Here is a 3,950-nt window from a genome sequence, read left to right as displayed (position 1 = left end):
GCGGCGGCAGCGGCCGGTCGGGCGGCACCGCTGCGCGTCGACGACCCGAGGGCGGCGGCGGTGCGCGGGACCGGCGCCGGGTCACCGTCGCGGACCGCGGCCACGGCGTCGGCGAACTCGCCGCCGTTGGCGTACCGCTGGCGGGGATCCTTGGCGAGGGCGTACTCGATGAGGTCGCGGACGTTGGCGGGCAGATTCGACGGCAGCGGCGGCGGCGTCTCGCGGATGTGCTTCATCGCGATGGTGATCGCGCCGTCGCCGAGGAAGGGCCGACGGCCGGTGAGCGCCTCGTAGCCGACGATGCCGAGCGAGTACACGTCCGACGCGGCCGTCGCCTCGTCGCCGTTGGCCTGCTCGGGCGAGATGTACTGGGCGGTGCCCATGACCATGCCGGTCTGCGTCACCGGCGCCGAATCGGCGGCCTTGGCGATGCCGAAGTCGGTGATCTTCACCTGGCCGGTCGGGGTGATCAGGATGTTGCCCGGCTTGACGTCACGGTGGATCAGGCCCTGGTCGTGGGCGGCCTGCAGCGCGCGACCGGTCTGCTCGAGCATGTCGAGGGTGTTGGAGACCGGCAGGCGGCCCATCCGCGAGATGACCGCGTTGAGCGGCTCACCGTCGACGAGCTCCATCACCAGATAGGCCAGTTCCTGCCCGCCGTTGCGGTCGGGGGTCTCGCCGTAGTCGAAGACGTTCGCGATGCCGGGGTTGTTCAGCCGCGCGGTGGTCTGCGCCTCGGCGCGGAACCGGTTGATGAACTCCGGGTCGCTGGAGTACTCGGACTTGAGGACCTTCACCGCGACGCGCCGGTTCAGGCGGGTGTCGAGCCCCTCCCACACCTGGCCCATGCCGCCGGTCGCGATCAGGCGCATGAGGCGGTAGCGGTCGGCGATCACCGTGCCCTGTTGCAAGCTCATCGTCCGGTACCTCCTCCCATGGCCGCGTTGATCACATCTCGTCCGATGGGCGCGGCGACCGTCGCACCCGTCGTACTCGAACCCAATTCTCCGTTTTCCACGACCACCGCGACGGCGATCCGCGCGTTGGTCGAGGGGCCGAACGCGATGTACCACGCGTACGGCACCTGCCCGCCGTTCTGCTCCGAGGAGTGCTCGGCGGTACCCGTCTTCGACGCCACGGTGACCGAGCCGCCGGACTGTCGTTCCGAGTCGGTCATCAGCGCAGTCAGGGTAGCCGCCTGCGCCGCGGTGATCGGCTCGTTGACTTTCGTCGGCGACGTCGTGCGCAGCGTTCGAAGGTCGGGTGCTTGTAGCTTATCGACCAGGTACGGCTGCATGCGCACACCACCGTTGGCGACGGTCGCGGCGACGATGGCATTCTGCAGCGCCGAGGTGCGGACGTCGTACTGGCCGATCGCCGCCTGGCCGAGCTGGGCGTCGTTGGTGATGTTCCCGACGGTCGACTCCGCGCGCACCGGGATGGGCAGCGCGGGGGCCGGCTCGTCGAAGCCGAACCGCTTGGCCGCCTCGGTGAGGGTCTCTTTGGCGCCCTTCATCTTGTGGACCGCCAGGTCGACGAACGCGGTGTTGCACGAGTACTGGAAGGCCTGCGCGAGCGACACGGTGCCGTCGACGGCGCCGGGGCAGGGCTTGTTGCCGTAGTTGGTCAACCAGGTCTCGGTGCCGGGCAGCTGGATGGCCCGTGCCGCGGTGAGTCGGATGTTGGGGTCGACGCCGTCGCGCAGCGCTGCCGCGGTGAGCACGACCTTGAACGTCGACCCGGGCGGGTAGTTCTGGTTGATCGCGCGGTTCAGCATGGGGTCCGCGGTGTTGGGCGGGTTGCTCCACGCGGTCCAGGCGCTCTCGCGGACGGTGCGGTCGTGGCTGGCCAGCTTGTTGGGGTCGAAGGACGGCGAGCTGGCCATGGCCAGGATCTTGCCGGTGCTCGGCTCGATGGCGACGACCGCGCCGCGGCAGCCGCCGTCGCACCGGCCGTTGCGCAGCGCGTTGTAGGCGACCCGCTGCAGCGGTGCGTTGATGGTGGTGACCACGTTGCCGCCGCGCGGGTCGCGGCCGGTGAACATGGCCATGAAGCGCTGCCCGAACAGGCGGTCGTCGCTCCCGTTGAGCATGGTGTCCTCGGCCAGCTCCATGCCGCTGCTGCGGTACTGGAAGGAGAAGTACCCGGTGACCGGCGCGAACGCGGCCGCCGACGGGTTCGGGTAGCTGCGCAGGAACCGCAACCGGCCCTGCGAGGGCACCGAGTGCGCGATGACGTCGCTGCCGGCGGTGATGGCGCCGCGCTGACGGGAGTACTCGTCGTACTGCACCCGGGTGTTGTTGGGGTCGGCGCGCAGCTTTCCGGCCTCGAACACCTGGATGTAGGTGACGTTGGCGACGAGGGCCGCCACGAGCAGGCACAGCAGCAGACCGACGCGCTGGATCGGCTTGTTCACTTCTCACCCCCCGACGGCATCACCAGGGCGGTGGTCGGCATCGACGTGAGCGTCGGACCGGCGGGTTTGGTCTGTTGGGGTTCGCGCGCGGCGTTGGAGACGCGCACGAGCAGTGCCAGCAGGATGAAGTTCGCCAGCAGCGACGAACCGCCGTAGGACACGAACGGGGTCGTCAGACCGGTGAGCGGGATCAGCTTGGTGACGCCGCCGCCCACGACGAACAGCTGGATGAGCAGGGTCGCCGACAGCCCGGCGGCGAGCAGCTTGCCGAAGCTGTCGCGCACGGTGATCCCGGTGCGCAGTCCGCGCATGCCCAGCACGAGGAACAGGCACAGCACGGCGGCGAGGCCGACCAGGCCCAGCTCCTCGCCGAGCGACACCAGGATGAAGTCGGTGTTGGCCAGCGGGACCATGTTCGGCCGTCCCGAGCCGAGCCCGGTGCCGAACAGTCCGCCGGTGGCCAGGCCGAACAGGCTCTGGACCAGCTGCAGGCCGTTGCCGGTCGGGTCGGCGAAGGGGTCGTGCCAGATCTCCACGCGGGTGCGCAGGTACGGGAACTTGTAGTACGCGAACACGGCGCTGAAGGTGAACAGCACCAGACCGATGACCACCCAGCCCACCCGGCCGGTCGCGACGTAGAGCATCACCAGGACCGTCATGAAGACCAGCAGCGCCGGGCCCAGGTCCTTCTGCAGGGCGAAGACGGCGAAGGCGATCGCCCACGCCAGCAGCAGCGGACCGAGGTCGCGGGCGCGCGGGACGTCGAAACGGCCGATGCGCTTGCCGGCGGTCGTGAACAGGTCGCGCTTGCTGACCAGCAGCGCCGCGGTGAAGATGATCAGCGCGACCTTCGCGAACTCGCCGGGCTGGATGGAGAACAGCGGCGTCCGGATCCACAGCTTGGCGGCGTCGCGGTCGGAGGTGTCCAGGGTCGAGACGCCCGACGGCAGGAAGATCGGCAGGGCGAGGAAGAGCAGGCCGCCGAAGCCCAGGGTGTAGGCATAGCGGGCGAGGGTGCGGTGGTCGCGCACCAGCACCAGGATCGCGACGAAGGCGGCGACGCCGACGAAGGTCCACAGCAGCTGCTGGTCGGCGTTGTTGCGGACCTCGACGGTGCTGTTGATGCTCTCGCCGGCCTGGCGGGCACCCAGGTCCAGGCGGTGGATGATCACCAGGCCCAGGCCGTTGAGCATGGTGACGACCGGCAGGAAGAGCGGATCGGCGTGCGGCGCGAACCGGCGGATCGCCATATGCGCGGCGAGGTAGATGCCGGCGAAGGCGCTCACGTACTTCACCAGGTCCAGGCCGATCGGCTGGTCCTGCGCGACCTCGACGGTCAGCAGGGCGAAGGCCACCAGCGCGATGGCCAGCAGCAGCAACCACAGCTCGGTCCGGCGCGAGCGGTCCAGCTTCACCGTCGGGGCCGCGGGGGTCACGGACGGGGTGCTCATCGGGCCCCCCGGCACGGGCCGTCGGTGATCGTCGGCGGGGCTGGGACCGGCGGCGCGGGGGCCGGCGGGGCACCCGGCGGCGG

The 3,950-nt window shown here is 70.2% G+C and carries 3 protein-coding genes; all 3 read right to left on the bottom strand.

Annotated elements, in window-relative coordinates:
- Window positions 1-917, bottom strand: a 917-nt coding sequence (locus QM634_RS06005) for a protein kinase domain-containing protein (RefSeq protein WP_415041860.1), incomplete at its 3' end; no start/stop codon positions are given.
- Window positions 914-2,416, bottom strand: a complete 1,503-nt coding sequence (locus QM634_RS06000; RefSeq protein ID WP_415041859.1) for a penicillin-binding transpeptidase domain-containing protein — start codon at window positions 2,414-2,416, stop codon at window positions 914-916. The genes QM634_RS06005 and QM634_RS06000, both read right to left, overlap by 4 nt.
- Window positions 2,413-3,867: an FtsW/RodA/SpoVE family cell cycle protein gene (locus QM634_RS05995; RefSeq protein WP_415041861.1), complete on the bottom strand. Its 1,455-nt coding sequence runs from the start codon at window positions 3,865-3,867 to the stop codon at window positions 2,413-2,415. Before QM634_RS05995 ends, QM634_RS06000 begins: the two co-directional genes overlap by 4 nt.
- Between the last annotated feature and the right edge of the window lie 83 nt (window positions 3,868-3,950).

Source organism: Gordonia sp. (in: high G+C Gram-positive bacteria) (assembly GCF_047606305.1).
Lineage (GTDB): Bacteria > Actinomycetota > Actinomycetes > Mycobacteriales > Mycobacteriaceae > Gordonia.
The sequence above is the reverse complement of the archived record's forward strand: the minus strand, read 5'-3'. Positions and strand labels throughout refer to the sequence as shown.

Excerpts from the sequence above, each read along its gene's own strand:
- QM634_RS05995 (WP_415041861.1), bottom strand. The coding sequence starts at position 3,867 with ATGAGCACCCCGTCCGTGACCCCCGCGGCCCCGACGGTGAAGCTGGAC.